Annotated in this window: 19 protein-coding genes and 1 pseudogene; 10 read left to right on the forward strand and 10 right to left on the reverse strand. The window is 59.2% G+C overall.

Annotated elements, in window-relative coordinates; translation table 11 throughout:
• Positions 1-226 precede the first annotated feature (226 nt).
• Positions 227-439, forward strand: a complete 213-nt coding sequence (locus ACA055_RS03505; protein ID WP_497682382.1) for a FitA-like ribbon-helix-helix domain-containing protein — start codon at positions 227-229, stop codon at positions 437-439.
• 153 nt (positions 440-592) lie between these two features.
• Here ACA055_RS03505 and ACA055_RS03510 read toward each other — a convergent pair whose 3' ends face one another.
• The 9 genes and pseudogenes from ACA055_RS03510 to ACA055_RS03550 all read right to left on the reverse strand — a co-directional run bounded on the left by ACA055_RS03510 (position 593) and on the right by ACA055_RS03550 (position 7,669).
• The gene (locus ACA055_RS03510) at positions 593-1,456 is read right to left on the reverse strand and encodes a methyl-accepting chemotaxis protein (protein ID WP_497684351.1); all 864 of its coding nucleotides are present in this window, start codon (positions 1,454-1,456) and stop codon (positions 593-595) included.
• Between the two features lie 42 nt (positions 1,457-1,498).
• Positions 1,499-2,512: pseudogene (locus ACA055_RS03515) on the reverse strand (methyl-accepting chemotaxis protein); the annotation flags it as partial.
• 262 nt (positions 2,513-2,774) lie between these two features.
• Positions 2,775-3,359: a ribosomal protein S5-alanine N-acetyltransferase gene (gene rimJ / locus ACA055_RS03520; RefSeq protein ID WP_497682383.1), complete on the reverse strand. Its 585-nt coding sequence runs from the start codon at positions 3,357-3,359 to the stop codon at positions 2,775-2,777.
• Between the two features lie 55 nt (positions 3,360-3,414).
• Entirely contained in the window at positions 3,415-4,437 is a 1,023-nt protein-coding gene (locus ACA055_RS03525; protein ID WP_497682384.1) for a sensor histidine kinase, read from the reverse strand.
• A complete protein-coding gene (locus ACA055_RS03530; RefSeq protein ID WP_497682385.1) occupies positions 4,437-5,906 on the reverse strand; it encodes an ATPase domain-containing protein in 1,470 nt (489 codons plus the stop codon). Before ACA055_RS03530 ends, ACA055_RS03525 begins: the two co-directional genes overlap by 1 nt.
• A complete protein-coding gene (locus ACA055_RS03535) occupies positions 5,903-6,337 on the reverse strand; it encodes a hypothetical protein (RefSeq protein ID WP_497682386.1) in 435 nt (144 codons plus the stop codon). The genes ACA055_RS03530 and ACA055_RS03535 overlap by 4 nt, the downstream gene beginning before the upstream one ends.
• 286 nt (positions 6,338-6,623) lie before the next feature.
• Entirely contained in the window at positions 6,624-6,746 is a 123-nt protein-coding gene (locus tag ACA055_RS03540) for a DUF4880 domain-containing protein (RefSeq protein ID WP_497682387.1), read from the reverse strand.
• Positions 6,743-7,261, reverse strand: coding sequence for a sigma-70 family RNA polymerase sigma factor (locus ACA055_RS03545; protein ID WP_497682388.1), 519 nt, complete (start codon positions 7,259-7,261; stop codon positions 6,743-6,745). The genes ACA055_RS03540 and ACA055_RS03545 overlap by 4 nt, the downstream gene beginning before the upstream one ends.
• A gap of 240 nt (positions 7,262-7,501) precedes the next feature.
• Positions 7,502-7,669, reverse strand: a complete 168-nt coding sequence (locus ACA055_RS03550; protein ID WP_497682389.1) for a hypothetical protein — start codon at positions 7,667-7,669, stop codon at positions 7,502-7,504.
• A gap of 775 nt (positions 7,670-8,444) precedes the next feature.
• On the opposite strand from ACA055_RS03550, the gene ACA055_RS03555 reads away from it, so the two are divergent.
• From ACA055_RS03555 to pelG, 8 genes are all read left to right on the forward strand, one after another.
• Entirely contained in the window at positions 8,445-9,377 is a 933-nt protein-coding gene (locus tag ACA055_RS03555) for an NAD-dependent epimerase/dehydratase family protein (RefSeq protein ID WP_497682390.1), read from the forward strand.
• Positions 9,378-9,438: 61 nt separating this feature from the next.
• Positions 9,439-12,252, forward strand: coding sequence for a bifunctional glycoside hydrolase/polysaccharide deacetylase family protein (locus ACA055_RS03560; protein ID WP_497682391.1), 2,814 nt, complete (start codon positions 9,439-9,441; stop codon positions 12,250-12,252).
• On the forward strand, positions 12,230-15,838 hold the full coding sequence (locus tag ACA055_RS03565; protein ID WP_497682392.1) for a tetratricopeptide repeat protein: 3,609 nt from the start codon (positions 12,230-12,232) through the stop codon (positions 15,836-15,838). The genes ACA055_RS03560 and ACA055_RS03565 overlap by 23 nt, the downstream gene beginning before the upstream one ends.
• Before the next feature lie 28 nt (positions 15,839-15,866).
• On the forward strand, positions 15,867-16,385 hold the full coding sequence (locus ACA055_RS03570; RefSeq protein WP_497682393.1) for a penicillin-binding protein activator LpoB: 519 nt from the start codon (positions 15,867-15,869) through the stop codon (positions 16,383-16,385).
• Positions 16,386-16,390: 5 nt separating this feature from the next.
• On the forward strand, positions 16,391-17,758 hold the full coding sequence (locus ACA055_RS03575) for a PelD GGDEF domain-containing protein (RefSeq protein WP_497682394.1): 1,368 nt from the start codon (positions 16,391-16,393) through the stop codon (positions 17,756-17,758).
• A complete protein-coding gene (locus tag ACA055_RS03580) occupies positions 17,736-18,725 on the forward strand; it encodes a HEAT repeat domain-containing protein (protein WP_497682395.1) in 990 nt (329 codons plus the stop codon). The genes ACA055_RS03575 and ACA055_RS03580 overlap by 23 nt, the downstream gene beginning before the upstream one ends.
• Entirely contained in the window at positions 18,725-20,239 is a 1,515-nt protein-coding gene (pelF, locus tag ACA055_RS03585) for a GT4 family glycosyltransferase PelF (RefSeq protein WP_497684352.1), read from the forward strand. Before ACA055_RS03580 ends, pelF begins: the two co-directional genes overlap by 1 nt.
• A complete protein-coding gene (pelG, locus tag ACA055_RS03590; protein WP_497682396.1) occupies positions 20,240-21,610 on the forward strand; it encodes an exopolysaccharide Pel transporter PelG in 1,371 nt (456 codons plus the stop codon).
• A gap of 111 nt (positions 21,611-21,721) precedes the next feature.
• Here pelG and ACA055_RS03595 read toward each other — a convergent pair whose 3' ends face one another.
• A complete protein-coding gene (locus tag ACA055_RS03595; RefSeq protein WP_497682397.1) occupies positions 21,722-22,099 on the reverse strand; it encodes a winged helix-turn-helix transcriptional regulator in 378 nt (125 codons plus the stop codon).
• 89 nt (positions 22,100-22,188) lie between these two features.
• On the opposite strand from ACA055_RS03595, the gene ACA055_RS03600 reads away from it, so the two are divergent.
• Positions 22,189-23,325, forward strand: a complete 1,137-nt coding sequence (locus tag ACA055_RS03600) for an alkene reductase (RefSeq protein ID WP_497682398.1) — start codon at positions 22,189-22,191, stop codon at positions 23,323-23,325.
• The last annotated feature ends 106 nt before the right edge of the window (positions 23,326-23,431 follow it).

Raw genomic sequence — 23,431 nt, forward strand, 5'->3', positions numbered from 1 at the left:
ATAAAGCCCAGGCCCAAGGCGCACAAGCCGGCGGATTCTTACGCACCTGTAGGCGATGACGCAAGGCGTTGTAGCTTTCATGAAGTAACGCTGACGGGTATTAAACAGACACGGTCATACGAACGGACTTTTCCGATAAACAAGTCTTGAGAGTCCGGCCGACGCAGGAAAATATGATGCCTGTGCTAGTGTCGTCCGATCATTTTGATGAGCACAGGAAGCGCTTATGGCCAGCATCATCCTTAGTAATCTTGACTCCCAGCTCTTTGAACAGCTGCGAATTTCGGCAGGCTGCAATGGCCGTTCGATGGAAGAAGAAGCACGCATGATTCTTGTGCATGCACTTAATCAGAAGGACTGTGCAAAGGGACTGGGGACTCGAATCAACCAGCGGTTCAGAGCCGAGGGTGGAGTTGAGTTGGAGCTGCCTTCTCGCTAGAACGGGCATATAGGCTGGTTGTCAGATCGCCTTCGCGAGCAAGCCCGCTCCCACATTAGATAGGTGCTGACCACTGATCAGTGGTCCGACACAAATCCAGTTTGGGAGCGGGCTTGCTCGCGAATGGGTCTTTCACTCACCGCAATGTGAATGTCAGACGCGGAAGTGACTCACCATCATCTGCAACTGATTCCCCAATCGTGCCAGTTCAACACTGGACGCTGCGGTTTCGTCGCTGGCGGCGGCGGTTTGTTCGGACACGTCGCGCACGTTGATGATGCTGCGGCTGATCTCTTCGGCCACGGCGCTTTGCTGCTCGGCGGCGGCAGCGATTTGCTGGTTCATCGACTGGATGTTGGACACCGTGCGGGTGATGTTCTCCAGTGACACACCGGCCTTGCGGGTCAGGGCGACGCTGCTGTCGGTCAGGACGCGGCTGTTGTTCATCACCGCCGACACTTGCTGGGTGCCGTTCTGCAAACCGGCCACCAGGCCTTCGATTTCTTCGGTGGATTTCTGCGTGCGCTGGGCCAGGCCACGGACTTCGTCGGCCACTACGGCAAAACCGCGACCGGCTTCACCGGCACGGGCCGCTTCGATGGCGGCATTGAGTGCCAGCAGGTTGGTCTGTTCGGCCACGGCTTTGATCACGTCCATGACACTGCCGATCTTGTCGCTTTCCTGTTGCAGCACGCTCATGGCTTCGGTGGACCGCATCACTTCGCTGGCCAGGCGTTCGATCTGGGCGATGGCTTCGTTGACCACCTTGTCGCCTTCGCGAGCTTCACCATCCGCGGCGGCCGCGGCTTGAGACGCCTGCTCGGCGTTGCGCGCGACTTCCTGCACCGTGGCAGTCATCTCGTGCATGGCGGTGGCGACCTGATCGGTTTCGATCTTCTGGCTGTTGACCCCGGCGCTGGTTTGCTCTGTCACGGCAGACAGCTCTTCAGCAGCGCTGGCGATCTGGGCGACGCCGTCGCGGATGCCGCTGATCAAGTCGCGCAGGGTGACGCCCATGCGCGCAATGCCTTGTTGCAACACGCCGAGTTCGTCGCGGCGAGTCACCTTGACGTCCTGGGACAGGTCGCCGCTGGCAATGCGTTCGACCACCGCCAGGGTGTCGCGCAGCGGGCCGGTGATCTGACGGGTGATGATGACGGCGGCAATGATGCCGACCAACAACGCCAGCAACGTGCTGATCAGTTGCAGGGTGCGGGCCTGGGCGCTTTCGGCATCGCGACGGTCGAGCTGGATCTGATACAGCTGATCGCTCAGGGTCACGATGGCGGCGCCCTGGTCGGTCATTTCCTTGCGTGCCTGCACCGCATCGCTGCTGGCGGCTTTATACGCCTGTAAAGCGCTGCGGTAGTTGCCCAGCGCGGTTTCCAGCTGACGCAAGGCGTCTAGCTCGGTGTCAGCGAAATGCACGTTGAGTGGTTTGAGGCTGGCGATGGCCGCGTCCAGTTGGCCGACGGCTTTTTGTTCGGTGTCGGCATTGGTGGTCGCGGTGTAGCCGCGCACTTCGTAGCGGGCCAGCAAGAACGCTTCCTTGGCGGCGGTGATGGCCTGGAATTGCTCGAAGCGCTGATCGCTCAGAGGCATTTGCTGCACGTGGGTGTTGATGGCGTTGATCAGCGTGTTGGCGGTATCGGCATTGGCGCCCATGACGTCGCGCGCGCTGTTGCCGGTGCGGTACGCGCCGCGCATTTTGTTCAGGGATGTCCTGTAGGCCTCGATGACAGCGCCTTGCTCTTTGAGCAGCTTGAGGTTTTCCGGGCTCTTGAATTTCACCAGCAACGCTTGTTGCTGAGCGGAGAACGCGTCAAGGGTGGTCTGCACATTCTGCGCGGCGGTTTCGTCGCCGTTGGTCAGCATGTATTGCAGGCGAACCACGCGCAGCTTGGTCAGGCCGGCGTTGAGCTGGGTGATGTCGCTCATCCAGTTGCTGCGGTCAATCAACCCGCCCAGGCTCGTCCAGCCGGTCAAGGCGAGAACGCAGGTCAGTGCCAGGACCAGGCCAAACCCCAGGCCCAGTTTCAGGTTCACGCTGATATTGCCGAACCAGCTATTCATCAAAGTCCTCCAGGAACGTTGTGTTTCTTGATCGTCGATTGGCTGGAAGATTGTTGTTTTTGGTAGCCAGCAAGGTAGGTAGCAGGTCTGTATCGGCAGCAATCGCGAGAGCTGAAAGGTTTTTGCGGGGAGGTTTCTGTAACAAGGTTTTTGCAGGTGGCTTAAGTTTTTTTAGTCGGTTCTGCAAAAGGCTGAAGAGTCGCTGTTGGCGGCTCAGCCTGCCAAGTGAGAGCGGTTTTTTGTGGCTGGCGAAAGCGCAGGGTCAGAGCTGTCTGGACCAGCGCTGCTCAAGCGTTTCAAAGCGATCGTTGATCAGCGCCGTCAGCACATGATCCTGCCAGCGCCCGGCGATGCTCAGGTACGCCTTGGCGTAGCCTTCGCGCTCGAACCCCAGGCGTTCGAGCAATCGCGCACTGCGATCATTTCCGGGAATGTAATTGGCCATGATCCGGTGCAGATTCTGCTGCTCGAACATGTAGCGAATGCCCGTCTCCAGTGCCTCTTGCATCAAACCCTGGCCCTGATGGGACTCGGCAATGTGATAACCGAGATAACAGGCCTGAAACGCCCCGCGCACGATACCGCTGAAATTGCAGGCGCCGATCATCTGGCCGCTGTCTGGGTCCAGCAGTGCGAAATGCACCGCCAGGCCGGCTTCGAAAGCACTGGCCTGCACGGTAAGGCGTGGACGGATTTGCTCGGGGCTGAAGTAATCGGCGGTTCGCACCGGTGACCACCGGGCGAGGTGCCTCTGGTTGAGCCGGTAGAAATCGCTTTCAAGCGAGGCCTGTTCGGGGTTGAGGACGGCCAGCGACAGGCGTTTGCAGCGCAGGGTCAGCAGCGGCATGGGGCGCTCCGGGGCACAGGGTTGGAGGCAGGCGTTGCTCAGGCCGCGGAAAAACTCAAACCGACAGCGGCAACGTCACGATAAAGGTACTGCCCTTGCCGTCGCCGTCGCTCATGCCGATGACCGTGCCGCCATGGGCTTCGACCAGCTCGCGCACCACCGTCAGGCCAATGCCCAGGCCTGCACCGTTGAAGCCAACGGCGTGAACGTCCTGCACAAAAGGCTCGAAGATAAAGGGCAGGGCCTTGGCGGAAATACCGATGCCGGTATCGCAAATGCTCATCTGCAGCAGATCGTCTTCGGTGGTCACCGTAAGCGTAACCGTGCCGCCCGCCGGCGTGTACTTGGACGCATTGCCCAGCAGGTTGCCGAGAATTTGCGTGAGTCGTACCGGATCGCCGTTCACTGCCAGCGCACCTTCGGGCAATTCAGCCGTGAAGTGCAGATGGTGGTCGACCATTACCGGGCTGCACACGGCGATGGCCTCATGAATGATCTGTACCATGTCGACGATCCGACATTCGAGGCGCAGCTTGCCGGTGCTGGCGCGGGAGACGTCGAGCAAGTCGTCCACCAGTCTCGACATGTGCTGCACCTGGCCTTCGATCAATGCCTGCATTCGCGGCAATTCTTCACTCGGCACACGCACCAGTCGCCCGGCGATCATGCTGATGGGCGTCAGCGGGTTGCGCAGTTCGTGAGCCACCAGGGTGAGGATGTTTCGTTGTTGTGCCAGGCTGTGTTCGGCCGAGGCTTGCAAATGTTGCGCACTGAGGACGGCACGCACCAATTGTTCGTTGGTTTCGCGCATCTCAAGGTAACGCTGGTGTTCTTCGGCTGAGCGCTGGGGTTTTTCCGCATCCGACTGCGCCAACAGAATCGCCAGGACCAATTGCTGATTGGCTTCGATCAGTTGTTCGATCTGCAGGCTATCGGCGAGCTGGGAATTGGCGTCGCTCATTTCCTTTTGAAGCGTCGCCAGTACTGCCCGCGCCTCAACCGTTTTCTGGCCGAGCAGGAACAGTTCGCGAGCGGCAGTGGCCATCGCTTGCTCGTTCTTGCCATTGGCCTCATTCATTATTTTTGATCATCCGTCGTCTTGTCGAAGCGCTGCCGGGTCGGCCGGCCCCCGAGCAAACCTTCCTGATCCGGTAACATCTCGCCGATCTGCAAACCGTTATTGTCGATGCGGTACAGGCGCAACTCATCGGAGTGGGCGCTGGCCCGGACCTTGACCACAGCCATGATGCGCAGCAGGCGGCTCTGCACTTCAATGTAGCGCTGAACGATGATGGCGTCCGTGAGAAACGCCGTACCGTAAGGGCTGAAACGCAAATCGGTGTAGCGGTCTTCCAGTTCCGAGGTCATCAGTACACTGACCCCGGCACTGGTCAGTGCAGTGACCATACGCGACAGCGACTCGCGAAAGTCCTCGCGGAAGGTCGGTGCCAGGGCCAGTTCGAAACCCGACAGCGAATCAATGACCACGCGGGTCGCTTTCAGTCGGCTGATCTCGCTCAGTAACAATTGCACGATTTCGTCGATGGACAGGTCCGGGGCGCGACTGTCCACCAGACCGACCTTGCCGCTCTGGATCAGGCCGGCAAGGGTGGAGTTCTGGGAGTGATTGGGCCGTTGTTCGAACACGGCGATCACGCCGGTTTCACCATTTCTCGCGCCTTCGGCCAGGAAGGTGGACGCCAGAATGCTTTTGCCCGAGCCCGACGGCCCGGCCACCAGCAAGGAATAACCGCGGGGCAGGCCGCCGCCAAGCATCTCGTCGAGCTGTGGCACGCCCATTTTCAGGCGCTTGATGGGGAACTCCAGCGGCGCTTCAACCAGATTGAGTGGCGCAGGCGCAAAGACCTTGATCCCCGACGTCGCGATACGGAAGGTGTGCAGCCCTGGCAGCGTCGGCTGGCCGCGCATCTTCATGATTTCCATTTTGCGCACCATGGAGTTGCGCTGAACGCTCTGGCGCAGCCAGATCAGGCCATCGGCCACGGTGAAAATCGGGTTGGTGTCGGTTTCGGTGAAATACTCGCCAATCAGGAAGGTCGTCGCCTGCCAGGTGGTCATCAACATGCCCAGTTGCTGAATGAACTGCGGCAGGTTGTTGTTCGGGTTGTCCTGGGTCTGGCTGGCCAGCACCACCGAACGGAACGAGTCGACGAACACCAGCGCCGGGGAGTGAGCCTCCACCTCGCTGACGATGCGACGCAGCACTTCGTCCAGATTCCCGGCCAGGGTGTCGTCAGCCAGGTTGATGTAGCGGATCGACTGGTTGATCGCTTCGCTGTCGAAAAAGTCGAATTGCTGCTGATAACGCAGCATCTTCAGCGGCGGCTCACCGAGCACGGTAAAGAACAGCGCCGGACGCTCGGGCGTCGCCAGGGCGAACATCATCTGATGCGCCAGGGTGGTTTTGCCACAGCCAGGCGGGCCGGCGATCAGGTTGAACGAAAACTCCGGCAATCCTCCGCCCAGCACCTCGTCCAGTCCTGGCACGCCGGTGGCCAGGCGGTTGATAGTCACTTTGGTGCTCATGGCGAATTTTCCTGCGAAGGGGTGTCGCTCAAAGAAGGTTCCCACACGCCACGAAGCAAACGTGCGGTGAGCGAGGGCCCGATCAGCGTGGTCAGCAGCTCGTAGAAAGTGGTCAGCAACACTTCACCGAAAAACAATGCATCGGCTTCGCTTTGCTCAACGAGTACGGACTTGAGGGCAGTCAGATCCAGGGAAGCCTGCACGCTGTCATAGGTGCCGGCCAGGCGCGGATGGTGAGAGGCGCACAGATGAAGGCTGCGGCGATAAAGCGCGACAACCCCTTGCTGGCCAATGATAGGCGTGAGGGCTGCGGCCATATCCCGCAATATTGAAGCGATCGCTTGCGCGACTGTTGCAATGTCAGCGTTGGAACCAACGCGGTGCGCCAGAGAAGCTACGATCTGACGGCTCTCTTCGCTTAGCGTGGACATGGCTAACTGATATCTGATGGACAGAGTTTGATGGTACACCCTATGGGGGTGTTGGGAGTGATTTGCGTCGAAGTGTGCCGGGGGCGTTGGATGGCAGGCGCGCTTCTATCGGCGAAAACGCCCGAAGGAGCGGCTAAAGACTGCTATCGCTTGATCATTTGATCCATCTGGATAAAAAACAGCAGGCAAAAAAAAGCCCGCGGGAGGGCGGGCAAACCGTAGTTTCTTGAATGAGCGAGCGCAATGTACCGATTTGACCGGGGCAGTGGGGTGAAGAAAAATTCATCTACCCCACCGCGCACCAGTTCATCCAGGCGGCAAGGGTCGCTTCGCTGACGTCGCGTTCTTGAAGCTCCAGGTGCCAGTGTATGGCTTGCTCGGCGACGTCGCCGGATATTGGCTGATTCACAGCGGGTTCAGACTGTCATCGAGCATGATGCACATCGCGCCAGCCTTGACGATGTAGCGCTTGACCGTGGTGATGGAAATGTTGAGCCGCTCGGCGATTTCAGCGTGGCTCAGCCCATCGACCTGCGACCAGAGAAATGCCTCGCGCACGGGGCGTTCCAGGCATTCGAGAGCCGCATCGAGGGCAATCAAGGTTTCCAGCAAAACTGCCTGGGTTTCCAGGCTGGGCGCTACCTGCTCAGGTATCGCCGCTAATGCTTCGAGGTAGGCGCGCTCGATTTTTTGCCGGCGGTAATGATTGGACAAGACGCTGTGCGCCACCTTCGCCAAAAGCGTGCGCGGGGCATGAAGTTCCGGTATCTGCGCTTTGGCCAGCAATCGCATGAACGTGTCCTGCGCCAGGTCTGCCGCGCTTTGCGAGCAGTTCAGGCGCCGTAGCCAGTTCTGTAGCCAGCTGTGCTGTTGACGGTAGAGCACGGCCACGTCGCAAAAGCTGGTTTGAGGGGATGGAGACATGGGAGAAGGCGCCGGATGAGTAATTATCACAAATGATAATACTTATCATATAGATCGGTTGGGGAAGGCTGCAAGAAGAGAGTGCGTACTTATGGGCAAATGATTGGCACCAAAATCGGTGTTTGAATGCGCCATTAATCGGCTAGATGTAGCTCGTATGCCAAGCCTATGTGGACAGGCTTATCGGAACAGAATAAATAAGCCCGGCGCTGGGCCGGGCTTATTGGTCAAAACGGGTCATTAGCTTCGTTTCGCTTCAGCTTCCATCATCACAAGGTTCTGCTGTTTGGTAGCTTCAGTCAGAACCTCGCTGTAGATACGCTTTTTTTGATCCGATTTGGCATTGCGAATGAAGTCAGCAAAAGGACTTTTCGCGCATTTTGACAAACCTATCTTGATCGAAATCATTGACGAGCTCCTGATTCTAACCCGAGCTTGGCCGTTAAATCGGCTCGCGTGTACCGCTCAGGGATATCTTTATCGACACCAGCTTTGTATAGGCGTCCAGAATTGTCGATATGCTTGAGCAGCAAATCTACGTGGATGGCGCTGCCGTCTCTACCTTAAGAGAATTTACCAAGTCACGTGCGGCAAAATACTGATCGACGAAATGCTCTGGCCGGATTCTTCTTCCTTCAGCTTCTTCACGGGCCATTCGTTCATCCTTGCTATGAATATCTTCAATGAAGATGCCAGATTTATTGCTCACCCCCCAGTTCACGGACAGCACCACACATTGAAGGAAATTTCCTAGGACTTAAGGCCTCGCCATGGTGACGTTCATGTTGATCTTCCAGAAAGGTTCAGCGGGCGTGTCTTGGTGTCTGAATATTGATCGGTTTCAAAGCATTTTACGTGCAGCAATGCAAAATGGATCCGATTCCTGTCGTCAAATAAATGACGATATTTGTACGGAAATAACCACTCAGCGGCAAAAGAGACAAGCTATTGACAGTCTCCTTTTGATCTCCCATTATCATCCGCGCTTTGATGGCCTAGCGCCATAAAACCGCCGGCTCCGATAGGGTTACGCCCATCCTCCAAGCATAAGGAGAGAGGGCTCAGGTTTGGATGCTTGAGTGCACTATCCCGGATCACCGCGGTATCAGTAACGATTGAGGCAGTTCACACCGTTAGCGGACTTTAAACACTAGTACCGCTGGAATCTTCAGGAAGAAATTTCATGTTTGTTGAGCGAGTACTGGTCACTGGCGGGGCGGGTTTTATCGGATCGCACCTTGTCGAAGCGTTGCTTGGCAAAGGCTATAAAGTTCGGGTGCTGGATAATTTATCGACGGGCAAAGTCGGTAATCTGCCGATGGATAATGCCAATCTGAACCTGATCGTCGGCGATGTCGCGGACAGCGCGGTCGTGGCGCAGGCGATGCGCGATTGCAGCGCCGTCGTGCACCTGGCGGCGGTGGCCTCGGTGCAAGCGTCGGTGGATGACCCGGTCAGCACCCATCAAAGCAATTTCGTCGGCACCCTCAATGTCTGCGAAAGCATGCTGAAGGTCGGGATCAAGCGCGTGGTATTCGCTTCCAGTGCAGCCATCTACGGCAACAACGGCGAAGGCACGGCGATTCACGAAGACACCCCGAAAGCCCCGCTCACACCTTATGCCAGCGACAAACTGGCCAGTGAGTATTACCTGGATTTCTATCGCCGTGAGCATGGCCTGGAACCGGTGATCCTGCGGTTCTTCAACATCTTCGGTCCGCGCCAGGACCCTTCTTCGCCGTACTCCGGCGTGATCAGCATTTTCACCAAAATGGCCATGGCCGAGCAGCCGGTGGGGATTTTCGGCGACGGTGAGCAGACCCGCGACTTCGTCTATGTCCAGGACCTGGTGAGCATTCTGGTCCAGGCCGTGGAGGCGAAAGAACCGAGCCCCGGCGCAGTGAACGTCGGCCTCAGCCGTTCCACCAGTCTCAACGATTTGATCACCGAACTTGGGACCGCTACCGGCAGCCCCTTGACGGTGACTCATCACGCGCCACGTCAGGGCGACATTCGCCATTCGCGCGCCAACAACGCTCGCTTGCTCGAGCGCTTCACGCTCCCGGCACCGACGACCATCGGCAATGGTTTAGCGCAGCTTATCCGCAGCCTGTAACCCGGACAGTTCACTGCCCGACGTTCAAGCGGTATCGGTTCAGTCATTTCAAGAGTGAGTTATGGAAATCGTTTTTCGCAGGACGCGTGTCCGCGCGGCCGCCCAGCGGCTGCTAGCTGCTTTGGCGCTCTTCGTCAGCGGGCCGGCTGTCCAGGCTGCAGCTTTACCACAACCCTCCAGCGTGGCGTTTTGGTACGCCGATCAGCCCCCTCTGTCCGAATTGGCTCAGTTCGACTGGGCGGTGGTCGAGTCGGGGCACATGACGGCGGCTGATGTCAAAACCTTGCGCAACTTGGGCAGCCAGCCGTTTGCCTATGTGTCTGTGGGCGAGTTCGACGGTAACAAGGCTGAGATCGACAAGGCGGGGTTGCGTAAAGCGGTCACTCCGGTGCGAAACGATTCCTGGGACAGTCAGGTCATGGACCTCACGGCACCGGCCTGGCGTGAGCACTTGCTCGACCGCGCGAAAGCGTTGCAGGCAGAGGGTTACGCCGGCCTGTTCCTCGATACGCTCGACAGTTTTCAGCTGTTGCCGGAAGCGTCGCGAGAAGCACAGCGGGTTGCACTCGCCAGTTTCCTGCGCGAACTGCACAAGCGTCAGCCAACGCTGAAGCTGTTCTTTAACCGCGGATTTGAAGTGCTGCCCGAGCTTGATGGCGTGGCGGCAGCGGTAGCGTTTGAGTCCCTGTATGCCGGCTGGGATGCTGCTGCCAAACGTTATCGCCCGGTTCCGGAAGCCGATCGCCAGTGGCTGCTGGGCGAGCTGCAACCCTTGCGTGCCAAAGGCATTCCGCTGGTGGCGATCGACTACTTGCCGCCAGAGCGTCGTGAAGAAGCACGCAAACTGGCCAAGCGTCTGCGCGAAGAAGGTTTCATCCCCTTCATCAGCACCCCTGAACTGGACACGATGGGCATCAGCAACATCGAAGTCCAGCCGCGCCGGGTAGCGCTGGTTTACGACCCGCGTGAAGGTGATCTGGCCAATAACGCCGGGCACTCATTGCTCGGCGGTTTGCTCGAATACCTGGGGTATCGTGTCGATTACCTGCCTGCCGACAGTTCCATGCCGAGGTATCGTTTCAATGGCTTGTACGCTGGCGTCATCACCTGGATGACCAGCGGCCCGCCGCAGGACAGTCCAGCGTTCAACCGCTGGATCGCTGCGCGTCTGGACGAGCACGTACCGGTGGTTTTTTTCGCCGGGTTGCCGATTGAAGACAAGCTCCTGCTCAAACGCATGGGCCTTAATCGCGAAGCGCCTCCGGGCACGCAAACCCTGACCATCACCCACCAAGACAAGGCGCTGCTCGGGGCGTTCGAAGCACCGGTGCAGCCCCGATCCCGTGACCTGACCGCTGTTTCAGTGCTGCCCAACGGGCCGAAGCCCGCGCTGTTGCTGACCAATGCCAGTGGCGAGACCTTTACCCCGGTGGTCATTGGCGAGTGGGGGGGGCTGGCTCTGGCACCTTACATTCTTGAAGTGAACAACGAGCGCAGCCGCTGGATTCTCGATCCATTCGCGTTCCTTCAAGCCAGCTTGCGTCTGCCGGTGCAGCCACGCCCGGATACCACCACGGAAAACGGCCGTCGAATCGCAACCGTGCACATCGATGGCGATGGTTTTCCATCCCGTGCCGAAGTGCGTGGCACTCCTTATGCCGGCAGGCACACGCTGGAAGATTACATTAAGCCCAACCCGTTTCTGACGTCGGTTTCAATCGTCGAGGGTGAGATTTCGCCGCGCGGGATGTTCCCGCACCTGGCGCGCGAACTGGAGCCCATCGCCCGCGAGTTGTTCGCCAATCCGAAAGTCGAAGTGGCCACCCACACCTTCAGCCACCCGTTTTTCCTGCAGCCAGAAAAGGCGCAGAAACGCGAAAATTTCAAATCGGAGTACGGCTTGAACATGGCCATTCCGGGCTATGGAAAAATCGATTTTCGTCGCGAGATTTTTGGCTCGCGTGACTACATCAACCAACAACTCACCACCCCGGAAAAACCGGTGAAGATGGTGTTCTGGCCGGGCGACGCCTTGCCATCGGCAGCCACCCTGAAGCTGGCCTACGACGCCGGTCTGAAAAACGTCAACGGTGCCGAGACCATGATGACCAAGGCCGACCCGTCGTTGACCGGGTTGAACCCGTTGCTGCGACCCACTGAAGGGGGGTTGCAGTATTACGCACCGATCATCAACGAAAACCTTTACACCAATTTGTGGAAAGGACCGTATTACGGTTTTCGCGAGGTGATCGACACCTTTGAGCTGACTGACAGCCCGCGACGTTTGCGCGGCCTGCATCTCTATTACCACTTCTATTCCAGCACCAAGCAGGCCTCTATCAAAGCGATGCACGAGATCTACGGCTACATGCGCGAGCAAAAGCCCATGTCACTGTGGATGAGCGACTACATCGATCGTCTGCACGGCCTGTACCAGTCCAGTCTGGCGCGTACGGCCGACGGCGACTGGCAGATTCGCGGGATGGATGCGTTGCGTACCCTGCGGCTTGATCCGCAAATGGGCTGGCCCGACCTGCTGCGTTCGCAAGGTATTGCCGGGGTTCGTGATTTACCTCAAGGACGCTATGTGCACTTGAGTAGCGATCATGCGTTGCTGGTTTTGCGTCCGGATCGGGATGACCGACCCGCTTTGGAGGAGGCCAATCTGCCGTTGGTGGACTGGCGTTATCTGGATGACCGGCGCGTGAGTTTTTCATTCGCAGGACAGTTCGATCTGACCTTCTCGGTACGCTCTTCGAGCGCTTGCCGGGTTGAAGTGGATGGACAGCGTTTCGCTGGCAAGGCATCCGCCGGCCTGTGGATTTTTCAATTACCAATGAAGCAGGTGAGTCATGGTCAGCTCCTCTGCAACTAAAAGTAGCCGCCTGCTCAATCCCTGGGCATTGGCGGTGGTGGCGGTTGCTGTGGGAGGTCTCCTGTGGGCGACCTTCCAGCGTGAAGAATTATTCCAGCCAGATGGTCGCGAGCCCGATGCGGTCTCGGCCAATTACGCCGAGTTGCTGCTGGCGGCCCACCCGGACGATGATCACCTGCGTTTGCAGTTGGTCGATCTGCTGATTCGCCTCGGCGACTACACCAAGGCCCGTCAGCATCTGGAGAGCTGGCCCAAACCGATGCCGGAGATTCAGGCCTATTACCGGCTTGAGCTGGATGCGTTAATCGCGGCGAACAGTGAAGAGGCTGCCGTGCGCCAGGCGTTGGTGGAGCGTTTGAAAAGCTTCGATCACCGCAAGTTGCCGCTGCCGCAATTGCAGAATCTGTCCCGGCTGGCGTTGACGTTGCAGGCGCCGTCCTTTGCCGCCAGCGTCTTCGAGGAAATCGCCGAGCGTGATCCGAAGCTGCGCACCGAGTCGCTCAAGTCCGCTGCGCAGTGGTATCTGGCGGGTGAGCAACCGGGACGTGCCGCGGACATCTATCAGCAACTGAAAAGAAACAGCCAGCAAGCTGCCGAGCGTCGCGAGTTCGCACAACTGGCGTTCAACAGCTTGTTGTCCGCCAACCGAGGCGATCAGGCAACACAAGTGCTCGCCGATGAACTGCCGCAGCTCAACAACGCGCAAACCGATGTGGCGTGGCTGGAGCAGGGCGTCGATGTTGCTGTCGCGAACAAGCGTTTCGAACTGGCGCAACGCGTGCTCGATCAGTGGCGGGTTTTGCAACCGGACAACCCGCAAATTCCGCTGAAGGAATTCCACATGCGGCTGGCCATCGGCGACCTGGCGGGAGCCTGGGAAACCGGCCAGCAATTAGTGGTCGATCACCCTGATGATCAGCAACTGCTCGAGCAAATGGCTCGCCTTGGCGAATGGCGCGGTGAGATCGCAGCGGCGCTCGGTTACTGGATTCGTCTTCTGGAACTGCACGAGACGCCTGAGGTTCGTGAGCACGCATGGCGTCTGGCGAGCCAGCAGTTCGACTTTGATCGGTCGATTCCGTTGCTCGCCGAAATCATGGATCAGCGCCCGCTGACAGACATCGAACTCGATGCACTGATCTACGGCCACGAATCGCGCGGCACTCCAACCGAGGCGGAAGCCTGGTTGCACGCCTACCTGCGCAAGTATCCGACGCATCGTCTGGCCTGGACGCGGTTGTTGCAGAACCTCGAAAACACCGGGCAGTTCGCCGCCAAATCCAAGGTCTTCAAGGATTATTCGAAACGCTTTGCACTGACCAGTACCGAGCAGGTCGACTGGGCCAACACCTACCTGAAGTTGTTTGATAATCAGGCGGCGTGGGAGGTGGTGCAGGCGAATGATGAACGTATCGTCGATGAGAATTACTGGCGCGCCCGTGCCTCGCTGGCCTGGGACCTGGAACTCGATGATGAGCTGCGCGTCTCCCTGGAGAAAATGCTCACGATCCATGGCTCGCTCAATAGCGGCGAAGAAAGCCAGTTGATCACTCTTTATCGCACTCGCGACCCGCAACGTGCGCTGAAACTGACCGTCGCGAGCTGGCAGCGCACGAAAGATCCGCAGCGCTTGGTCGAAGCGTTGCAGCAAGCCCAGGACTTGCAGGACTGGCCGCAAATCATTGCACTGCTCAACGATGCCGAACAATATCCGGCGGCCTACGATCAGGCTCAAGTGTTGGCAATGCGCGGTGCTCTGGCGGTTTATCAAGGGCAGGGCGATGAAGCCGAACGCTTATACCAGCAGGGTTTGTCGCGCTACCCGGATGACAATCTGTTCCGCGAGCGCCTGATGTGGCTGTACGTCGATCAGGGCAACACCACCGCGCTCAAACCGTTGCTGACCAAATGGCGGGCACAGGCTCGCGAAGACCGCCTCTTGTGGCTGCCGTTCGCCAGTGCCAGCCAGATGCTCGGTCGCGAGAGCGAAGCGTTGGCCTGGTATCGCATGTACCTCAAGAACAGTCCGCAGGATTGGCTGGTGCAGGCGGCGTATGCCGATGCGCTGGACAGCGCCGGGTATCAGGATGCGGCCCAGCGTCTGCGCCTGAAATTGTTGCGCAGCCCTGAAGGCGAAAGCATTCAGCCGTCATCCCAGCGTTACGCGGTCTGGTTGCGTCTGATGGCGAGCAGTTACTCGCCACGCAAAGCCCAGCAGGAAGTGTTGAAGTGGAAGGACGGTTCGCCGGCCATGCTGCAATTGTGGTTCGAGCGGTTGTTGGCGCGTCTGGACGCGACGAACCAGGAATCGCAAAAGGACCAGTGGCTGGAGTGGGCGCGTAGCCAGGGCTTGAAAGTCGAGCGCTATGAGCAGATTCAGCAAGCCCTGCGCAGCCGTAATAAAGAACACGTCGAAACGCTGTTGGCCAGCAACGATCTGAACCCGGCGCAACGGGCCCAGGCGCTCAGCCGTCTGGGGCGCCTCGACGAAGCCCTCGACACCAGCCTGTCGGCGCTCGGTGACGAGCAGCCGGTCGCCGTGCGCGAACAACTGCGTCGTCAGGCGGTGGAGATCCACGAACGCACGCCGCAAGGTGCGCAGCTGTCCTGGCATGATCAAGACTTCGGCGGGATCGCGTTCGACGCACCGCGTCTTCAAGTTGCTCACAACCTGGGCGATAAGTGGTACGCCAATCTGGAAGTGGAGCAGGGCACCTACGACAGCGACCAGCTGAACTCCTCGGCCATCGGTGAAGAGCGTAACGCTGCCCTGACTTTGCAGCGTGGAGTGGAGAACGGCAGTTACAAACTGTTCGCCGACACCAGTCAGCGCAATGACGACGACCGTAATGGCCTGGGCATTTCCCGGACCTGGCAGTTGGGCGTCAGTGATGAACTCGAAACCGGCCTCGACTGGCATCGCAAGAGTGAAGACAGCGGTTTGATGCGCGCTTTCGGACAGCACGACAGCCTCTGGGTCGGCGGCCGTCACGGTCTGACCGCTCGCGATCAGATCAGTTGGGAAGTTGCGCAGAAATCGTTCTCCACCCGTGCCGGCGACGACCTGGGCAATGGCCAGGCGCTGAAGATGGAATACAACCACACGCTGGAGTTCGCAGGTCCGAACTGGACCCTGCGCGGAGGTGTCGATTATCAGCACAACAACGTCAACGATCGCACGCTGGATTACTTGTCCAGTCGCAACGGTGGTGCGGTGATAGTCCCTGATCAGGAGATCGACCCTGAAACCAATCTGCCCGATCCGACCGATACGCAAACTGTCATGGGCAGCGACTTGTTGCAAAGCCGTTATGGCCAACTGTATTTCGGCAGCTCCTGGCGTCGTGGTCTGCCTGGCGCACTGGTGCGCACCCATCCGCAGTACACCTGGCTGGTGGACCTGACGGCGGGCTGGCAGTGGACCGATCAAACTTTTAACTACGGCATCAACACCGGGGTCGGCGTTGAAGTGCTGGGTGATGACGAACTGGCCCTGACCTTCGGCTACCAATCTGCGCCACAAGGCGGTGATGGCAAGTCGGGCGGAACACTGGGTGTGAGCTACGGCGTGCGTTTTGGACGCTGATCATGGAATGTCTACGGGAGAAAAAGCTATGCAAGCAATTCGCAATCTGAGCCTGGCGCTGGCGGTCCTTTTTGTCGCCGGTTGCGCCAGCTTCACCGATGAAGCCAGCCCGAACCTGCCGCGTAATGCGCAGTGGGGCATCGTGCCGATGGTCAACTATTCGCAGACCCCGCAGGCCGGTGAACGCAGCGAGCAGATCCTGCTCAGCGTCCTCAGCAGCCACGGTTTGCAACCACGGGTTTACCCGGCCAGCACTCAGGGCGAACAAGCGCTGATGGATGACAACGAGCGTCTGGCCGGAGCCCTTGAATGGGCACGGAATCAGAAACTCGATTACGTGGTCGCCGGCAGTGTTGAAGAATGGCAGTACAAGAATGGTCTGGATGGCGAACCTGCGGTGGGCATCAGCCTGCGCGTGCTCGAAGCCAGTACCGGTCGCGTGCTCTGGAGCAAAAGTGGCGCACGTGCCGGCTGGTCCCGTGAAAGCCTCGCGGGCACTGCTCAAACGGTGCTCGACAAACTTGTTGGCGCCCTTCGGTTCGAGTGAATGCAATGAATTCTCCACACATGGATTACAGCCTGGCGCCTCGCGCCAGCGGCCCGGTGTCTTGGCTGGAAACCTTTCTGGTGACCGGTCTGGCGATCGGCCTCGGGTTATGGCTAACCCCTGAAGACCCGTTGCAGATGCACGGCGGCTTCCCTTGGCCGGTGCTGGCGCCGCTGCTGTTAGGTGTGCGTTACGGTTTTGTGCGCGGCTTGTTCAGCGCCAGCCTGCTGGTGCTGGCGATGTTTGCCCTGCGCTACAGCGGACATGCGGCCTACGCCCAGCTTGAGCCGTCGTTTATTGTCGGCGTGCTGGTCTGCGGGATGCTGGTGGGCGAGGTTCGTGATCTGTGGGAGCGGCGTTTGCAGCGTCTGCAGATGGCCAACGATTATCGCCAGTATCGCCTCGATGAGTTCACCCGGGCGCACCAGATTCTGCGGGTTTCCCACGACCTGCTGGAGCAGCGTGTGGCGGGCAGTGACCAGAGTTTGCGCAGCTCCTTGCTGGGCCTGCGCGAAAAACTTCGGGTCATGCCGGATGAAAGCGACGCACTGGCCGCGCTGGCCGATCCTGTCACGGCGGTACTGGGACAGTACGGTGCGTTGCGAGTGGCTGGCCTGTATCGGGTGGACGAGCGCGAGGAACACGTACTGCCGACACCGCTGGCCACGATCGGCGTCATGGGGTCGCTGGACACCCAGGACGGTCTGGTCAAGCTCTGCCTGGAACGCGGCGAGCTGGTGAGCGTGCGTCAGGAACTGATCGATGCCGGCGGCTCGGCGCACTTTTCGTCGCTGCAGGCCTGTATTCCGCTGATCGACGCCGAGGGGCGTCTGTTGGCGATCCTGGCGGTTCGGCAGATGCCGTTCTTCGCGTTCCAGGATCGGACCCTGAGCCTGCTGGCGCTGCTCGCAGGGCATATCGCCGACCTGTTGCGCCGGGACCCGCAGGTGCTGCAACTGGCCGATGTCGATGCGCAGAACTTCACATTGCAACTCAAGCGTTCATTGGTGGACGTCGAGCAGCACAACTTGTCGGCCGGGGTTTTCGCATTCGAAATGACCCGTACCAACGATGAGTTGACGCGTTTGCTCGAACGCAGCCAGCGCGGCCTCGATTTGCATTTGCCATTGCGCAACAACCGGGATCATCAGCTATTGCTGGTGCTCTTGCCGTTGACCAGTCCGCAAGGCACCGAAGGTTATCTGGCGCGTATCAACCTGTTGTTGCATGAGCACTTTGGTATTGAAAGTGACATGGAGAGCCTGGGCGTACGGGTTCTGCCTTACAACCTGGAGTCCGGCGGTGAACGCAACGGGCTGCGTAATTTCCTGTTCAACGAGTGTGGCCTGAATGATCAGCAAGTGGCTGTTTAGCGGAGCCTTGTTGTTAGAGGCGGGCAGTTGGACCAGTTTGTGGATTGATGCGCCCGAGTCGCAACAATTGCTGGTGTTCACCCTCAGCCATGGCCTGGCTTGCGTGCTGTTGTGCGCGGCGGTCTGGCTGTTGTTGCCGGCGCGCTACCGCTTGCCGCTGCCCTGGAGTCCGCTGTTTATCTTCAGCCTGGCGTTCTTTGTGCCGGTGCTCGGTACGGTTGGCGTGGTGGCCGCAATCTTCCCGGCGCTGTACCTGCCGCGCAAACGCGACAAGCAAGCCTGGCAAGCGGTCGGTATCCCGAGCCTGCCGTATCGCGCGCAGCAGCAATTGCACTCGCCGATCTTCGCCGATGGTGGTTTGCAGGACGTGTTGCGTCATGCACCCGATCCGGATCAGCGTCTGGCTGCGTTGCTGGCCACGCGACGGATGCCTGGCAAGGAAGCGGTGCCCATCCTCAAGCTGGCATTGGGTGACCCGAGCGATGACGTGCGCCTGCTGGCGTACTCAATGCTCGACAAGCAGGAAAGCGACATCAACCTGCGCATCCAGATCGCACTCGGGCAATTGCCGGGCGCTTCCGCACCAGCGGCGGGGAAGCTGCATGGCACGCTGGCGCGCTGGTATTGGGAGCTGGCGTATCTCGGTCTGGCGCAAGGCAGCGTACTTGAGCACGTGCTCAACCAGGCCAGTGAACATGCCGAACAGGGGCTGGGGGCAGGCGAGGGCGGTGAGCTGTTTTTGCTGGCCGGGCGCATTGCGCTGGAGCGCGGTGACATCGAGCGCGCCGAAGTGTTGCTGACCCAGGCCCAAGAAAACGGCATGGGCGCGGCTCAAGTGTTGCCATTCCAGGCGGAGCTGGCGTTCGAGGCCGGTCGTTACCACGAAATTTCCGGTCTTCTCGCGAGACTTCCCGAGAAAACCCGTCAGCGACCACCGTTCGCTGATCTGGTCAGGAGCTGGACATGATGGGGCACAAGCAAGAGGCACCCGTTGCCGACATCTGTCTGCTGCTCGAAGGCACCTGGCCTTATGTGCGCGGCGGCGTTTCGAGCTGGATTCATCAAATGATCCTCGGCCTGCCGGAACTGACCTTTTCGGTGATGTTCATCGGCGGACAGCGCCAGGCCTATCCGACGCGACGCTATGAAGTGCCCTCGAATGTGCTGCACATCGAAGAGGTGTTTCTCGAGGATGCGACGCATCCGACCGACACGCGGGGAGCACCGCGGGAAGCCGATCTGCCGCAGCTGCTGGATCTGTATCGCTTCCTGCATCACCCGGATGCGCCGGAGCCCGAGTTGGGTGAACGCTTGCTCGATTGCATCGCACAGGGCCGCATGACCCTCGATGACGTGCTGCGCAGCCGCGCCAGTTGGGAGGCGTTGAGCGAAGGTTATCGTCAGCATTGCGCCGACCCGTCCTTCGTCAATTATTTCTGGACCCTGCGTTCGATGCAGTCGCCGTTGCTGATGCTCGCCGAAGCGTCGCGCAACATGCCACGAGCGCGGGTGCTGCATTCGATTTCCACCGGTTACGCCGGGCTGTTGGGCTGCATCCTCAAGCAACGCTGGAACTGCACCTATTTGCTCAGCGAGCACGGGATCTACACCAAGGAGCGCAAGATCGACCTCGCCCAGGCCAGCTGGATCGCCGAGAGTTCCGGCCAGGCGCTCAACCGCAGCCTCGACGCGGGTTCGGGTTACATCCGCACCTTGTGGGTCCGCTTCTTCGAGCGCATTGGTCAACTGACCTACAACAGCGCCGATAACATCATTGCGTTGTATGACGGCAACCGTCAGCGGCAGATCAAGGACGGTGCCCTCGCGGCTCGCACCCAGGTCATCCCCAACGGCATCGACTTGCCACTGTGGACCGCTGCACTCGAATCCCGCGCACCGGGCATCGCGCCGGTGGTGGGACTGATCGGGCGCGTGGTGCCGATCAAGGACGTCAAAACCTTCCTGCGGGCGATGCGCGGCGTGATCAGCGCCATGCCCCAGGCCGAAGGCTGGATCGTCGGCCCTGAAGAGGAAGATCCGGAATACGTCAGCGAGTGCCGCAGCCTGATGGCCAGCCTGGGACTGGAGGGCAAGGTGCATTTCCTTGGCTTCCAGCGTATCCAGGAGATCCTGCCGAAACTTGGCCTGATGGTGCTGACCTCGATCAGTGAAGCGCAACCGCTGGTGATTCTCGAAGCCTGGGCCGCCGGTACGCCGGTAGTCAGCAGCGACGTGGGTTCGTGCCGCGAGTTGATCGAGGGTGGCAGCGCCGAAGACCGTGATCTCGGTCACGCCGGCAAAGTGGTGGCGATTGCCGATCCACAGGCCACGTGCGCGGCGATCCTTGAACTGTTGCGCAGCCCGCGACGCTGGCAGGCCGCTCAGTCCAGCGGCTTGCTGCGGGTCAACCGTTACTACACCGAAGCCTTGATGCTGCAGCGTTATCGCGACTTGTATCAAGCAGCCATGGAGAACAGTTAAATGGCCGGGATTGGCTTCGAACTTCGCAAAATCCTTTCGCGCGATTCCTACACCGCGACCTTGCACGCTTATGTGTATGCCGGGTTGATCAGCTCGGGCCCCTGGGTGTTGTCGATCGTCAGCGTGATGCTGGTGGGGATTATCAGCCTGGGCCTGCTGCTGCCGAATGCACTGGTCGGGCAGTTTCTGGTGACCGTGACGTACCTGATGGCCAGCTCGTTGATCCTCACGGGGGGCTTGCAGCTGTTCTTCACCCGATTCGTCTCCGACCGACTGTTCGAGCACAAGTACGAGCAGATTTTGCCCAACCTGTTGGGCGTGTTGCTTCTGGTTACCCTCGGTGCGGGGTTGCTGGGCATCATCGTGCTGGGCCTGTTGTTCGACCAGCCGCTGATCTACCGGGTGCTGGTACTGGCGAACTTCGTGGTGCTGTGCAACTTGTGGCTGGTGATCATCTTCCTCTCGGGGATGAAGGCCTATAACCGCATTCTGCTGGTGATGCTGGTGGGGTATTCGCTGATGGTCGCCAGCGCCTACGTGCTGAGCTTCCTGCAGATGCCGGGCCTGTTGCTGGCGTTGTTGATCGGGCACAGCTCGCTGCTGTTCCTGTTCCTCTACGACATCCTGCGCGAGTACCGGGCCGAGAAACTGATCGCGTTCGATTTCCTTGACCGTCGCCAGGTATTCCTCAGTCTGCTCGCCACTGGTTTTTTCTACAACCTGGGCATCTGGATCGACAAGTTCCTGTTCTGGTTCAACCCTGGCACGTCCAGCGCCGTGGTCGGCCCGCTGCGTGCGTCGATCCTCTATGACATGCCGATCTTCCTCGCGTACCTGGCGATCATTCCCGGGATGGCAGTGTTCCTCGTGCGCATCGAAACCGATTTCGCCGAGTGGTACGACCGGTTGTTCAGGGCGATCCGTGAAGGCGAAACCTTGCAGCACATCGGGCAACTGAAAACCGAGATGACCTTGTCGATCCGTCAGGGGCTGCTGGAAATCTGCAAGGTGCAGGGACTGACGGCGGTGCTGTTGTTCCTGTTCGCACCGCGGTTGCTGGACTGGTTGGGGATCTCCAGTTATTACCTGCCGCTGTTCTACATCGACCTGATCGGTGTGAGCATCCAGGTGGTGTTCATGGCCTTGCTCAACGTGTTCTTCTACCTGGACAAACGCACCGTGGTCCTGGAGTTGTGCGTGCTGTTCGCGGTGTTGAACGCCGTGTTGACGCTGCTCAGCATGTACCTTGGCCCGAGCTTCTTCGGCTACGGGTTCACGCTGTCGTTGCTGGTGTGTGTGTTGCTGGGATTGCACCGTCTTTCCACGGCACTGGAAGATCTGGAGTACGACACGTTCATGATGTCGCGCTGACAGTTCATCAGGGTATGAAAAAGGCACTTGCGATCGCTCGCCAAGTGCCTTTTTTGTGTCGTGGTTTTTACGTTGCTTACAACTCGTCCTGGATGTCGATATCAATACGAGTCAGTTAGCGCGAGCTCGCACGACAGCATCGCATGACAGCAGCCTATGGGACTCGTCGAGCTCCCTGGCGTGATGGACTCCCCATTCGATTAGAGACTCCAGGATAGACCGCAGGCTTTCGCCAAGCGGAGTGAGCAGGTATTCGATCCCCTGACGATTCTCGGCGCTGGCTTGCCGGCTCACCATGCCATGTTCCTCAAGCGCTCGCAGTTGCTCGATCAACACCTTCTGTGAAATGCCGGCAATGCGCTGCTCCAGATCACAGGTGCGGTGCGGGCCGTCCAGCAGCACATGCAGGATGACCGCCTTCCAGCGCCCCGAGAGAACACCCAGCGTGCGCTCGATCGGTAAGCCCGGCAGTCTATTGATTGTCTTCATTTGCTACCACTGACAAAACGGTGTGTAGAGGGGGATGACTATCGAAAAGTACGCTTTCCTTCCGATCAAACCGACCCGAAGGAAGATCCATGATAAACCTGTTTGAATCTAAATTGATTGGCGGCACCGTTGCCCTGAAGAACCGCATTGTCATGGCGCCCATGACTCGCACGCGAACGTCCGATGGCGACGTCCCGAACGAGTTGATGGCCACCTATTATGGGCAGCGGGCCAGTGCAGGCCTGATTGTGACCGAGGCAACCGACGTTGCACCTTCCAGTAACGGCTACGCCATGACTCCCGGCATCTATACGCAAGCCCAACGGCAGGGCTGGCGTCTGGTGACCGATCAAGTCCACCGCAAGGGTGGCACGATATTTTTGCAGTTATGGCACGTCGGCAGGATGGCCCATCCATCGCTCATGCCGAACGGCGAGGCCCCCTGGGGTGTAACCGAGGAAAGGGCTGAGTCGCAGGTGTTTGCCCACGGCCCGGATGGCAAGTTGGACCATATCCCTGCAGGCCAGCCTCGGCGCTTGAGGACGGATGAAGTGATGGTTTTGGTCGGCACTGTCACCCAAGCCTGCGTCCAGGCACGGGAGGCTGGATTTGACGGTGTCGAAATCCACGCGGCCAACGGCTATCTGTTCGAGCAGTTCATGAACTCGGTGCTCAACACCCGCACCGATTGCTACGGCGGCGGTAGCGTAGAAAACCGTACACGGTTCCTGATGGAAGTCGTTGAAGCGGCGGTGCGTGAATTGGGGCCGGGGCGCGTGGGTGTCCGCCTGTCGCCGTTCGGCAAGTTCAACGGCATTCCGGCGGATCCTCTTACCGAGGAAACCTTGCTTTACGTGGCCGAGCGTTTGGGTGGTCTCGGCGTTGCCTATCTGCATCTGGTCTACGAGCTGATGCCTGCGGAGAACATGGAGGTGGCCGAATTCAAAGCTAATCACCTCGATCATGCGTTGCTCGCCAAGATTCGAAAGGCGTTTTCTGGTGCAATCATCTGGTGCGGCGGATTCACTAACCGCAAGAGCGCTCAGGATGCGCTCGACACCGGATTAGTGGACTTGATTGCCTTCGGCAGGCCCTATATCGCAAACCCGGATCTAGCTGAGCGTCTCAAGCACGGCTGGCCGTTAGCCGAAGCGGACCGATCAACTTATTACACCCGACGCGGTGAAATGGGTTACACGGACTTCCCTGCGTATTCCGATCGGTAGTGTTGCACGTGGTGGGGGGATGAGCAGGCGTTCCGTGACGGGAGGTTCTGCCGACGTCTGCTGGTGGCCGCCATCGCCGGATAAATACTGCAAGGGCGCCTTTTTT

It is taken from the genome of Pseudomonas sp. LBUM1657, from assembly GCF_059716075.1.